Below are 2,039 nucleotides of genomic sequence, written 5' to 3'. Positions count from 1 at the left end.
GCGATACTATAAGATTGTATTTTACCATTGAGTGAGCATCGGTGCAAAGTGCAAGACCATCACACAAAGTCGAGTAGCTGCTTCTTGGGGGGGGGAAACTAGACATTGCCTGATTATATCACATAAAATGTCCAGTTATGTAACTAATTGTCTAGATATTTACGGACTGTTAGTTAACCCAAATTTAGCGCAGAAACCCGGTTTCTCAACCCCTCAACCCCTCCAACCGCAGAAAATACACCCTCCCCCCAACCTCCCCCGCCACCACGGTCACCCCATCCGGTGCAACTGCACAGGAAAGCATCCAAGCTTCCCCGGTAAATGTGGCTAACGCTTTCCCCGTCGCCAAGTGCCACAGTTCAAGCGTCTGATCATCACAAGCGGAAGCAGCCTATGCCTATAATGAATTTAATCGCAATTTGGATTAATTCTGACCATCTATCTAGATCAGTTAATTCCATTATCGTAGCATCCTAAACGAAATTAAGTTGAGACGGAACAAAGTAAAAGGATAAGAGTAAAAAAACTACTCCTCATTTAGAGGCAAAATAGAGATAAACGCTGAATTGCCAACTACCCCCATGAGTTACTGTCTCAATCCTAACTGTACCAACCCCAAAAATCCCGCCGGAACCAAATTTTGCCTCACCTGCGGATCAAAGGTACGCCTCAAGGAACGATATCGCACGGTTCAACCTTTGGGACAAGGGGGTTTTGGGCGAACGTTTTTAGCGGTGGATGAAGATAAACCATCTCATCCCCCCTGTGTAATTAAGCAGTTTTTTCCCCAAGCCCAGGGAACCAGTACGGTACAAAAAGCGGCGCAGTTATTTACTCAAGAAGCAGTAAGGTTAGATGAGTTGGGTAAACATCCCCAGATTCCCGAACTGTTGGCGTATTTTTGCCAAGATAGCCATCAATATTTGGTGCAAGAGTTTATTGAGGGCGAAGATTTAGCCCATGAGTTGGCAAGGAAAGGCGCATTTACAGAAGCCCAAATTTGTGATCTGTTGAATAATTTGTTGCCTGTTTTACAATTCGTTCATCAACATCATGTGATTCACCGCGATATTAAACCGGAAAATATTATTCGCCGAAATCGGGATAAGCAACTATTTTTGGTAGATTTTGGCGCATCAAAAGTGGCGACAGGTACAGCGTTAGCGAGAACCGGGACGGTTATTGGTTCGGTGGGGTATGTTGCGCCAGAACAAAGTATCGGCAAAGCGGTGTTTGCTAGTGATATCTATAGTCTGGGTGTGACCTGTATCCATCTGCTGACGGGAATCCATCCCTTCGACTTATTTGATGTCAATCAGGGGGTTTGGGTATGGCGACAAGGGTTGAAAAATCCAGTGAGCGATCGCGTGGCTAAAATTTTAGATAAGATGTTAGTCAATGGGACGAATCAGCGCTACCAATCTGTGGCGGAGATACTCCAGGATTTACAGTTTCAAACTCCTGTAGCTAAGATTAAATCTGCAAAACCTGCACCTTCTCCGGCTTCAGTACCAATTCAGTCACAGCCCAATCCTCCTCAATATGGGAAAGGTTTAGATAAAGAATTAGCGGATTTAAAATCTGAGTTTTTGCAGCCGCCGACATCTAAAAGTACGCCGCAAAAATCGACACCGCCGACTAAAGGTTCTGCCAATACTCAAAAAACCCAAAGTCAAATTGAGCGGGAATTGGAGGATATAAAGTCTCAGTTTTTGGGAGAATAGGTTGTCGTGGTGTGGCAAAGCTTACGCCCAGAAACCGTAGGGGCGCAAGCCCTGTGCGCCCGATTCAATGGTCAAATCTATTACCCTATTTTTGCTGTGTTACCCACCATCGTGGGTTGATGCAAGAGATTTAACAGAATCAAGGGCTCGCATCCCTTACTACGAACAGGAATTAGGGAGAGTTGTAGGTTGGGTTGACGCAGGAAACCCAACAAGATTAAGGGCTCGCATCCCTGACTACGAACCTGAATCAGGGCGGGTTTTGTTGTTGGGTTATCGGTGGGGAGGGCGGGTTTTGTTGTTGGGTTATCGGTG

The 2,039-nt window shown here is 45.6% G+C and carries 2 protein-coding genes; one reads left to right on the top strand and one right to left on the bottom strand.

Translation table 11 applies throughout. The features are described 5' to 3' along the window. The first annotated feature begins 581 nt into the window (after window positions 1-581). On the top strand, window positions 582-1,724 hold the full coding sequence (locus RIM23_RS06880; protein WP_446365632.1) for a protein kinase domain-containing protein: 1,143 nt from the start codon (window positions 582-584) through the stop codon (window positions 1,722-1,724). Between the two features lie 80 nt (window positions 1,725-1,804). Here the strand turns inward: RIM23_RS06880 and RIM23_RS06875 are convergent. Beyond that, the coding region (locus RIM23_RS06875) for a hypothetical protein (RefSeq protein WP_446365630.1) at window positions 1,805-2,039 on the bottom strand (235 nt) is incomplete at its 5' end.

Origin of the sequence: Coleofasciculus sp. G3-WIS-01 (assembly GCF_040223135.1) — a bacterium.
GTDB lineage: Bacteria > Cyanobacteriota > Cyanobacteriia > Cyanobacteriales > Coleofasciculaceae > Coleofasciculus.
The sequence above is the reverse complement of the archived record's forward strand: the minus strand, read 5'-3'. Positions and strand labels throughout refer to the sequence as shown.

Coding starts and splice junctions, on each gene's coding strand:
- RIM23_RS06880 (WP_446365632.1), top strand. CDS start 582: ATGAGTTACTGTCTCAATCCTAACTGTACCAACCCCAAAAATCCCGCC.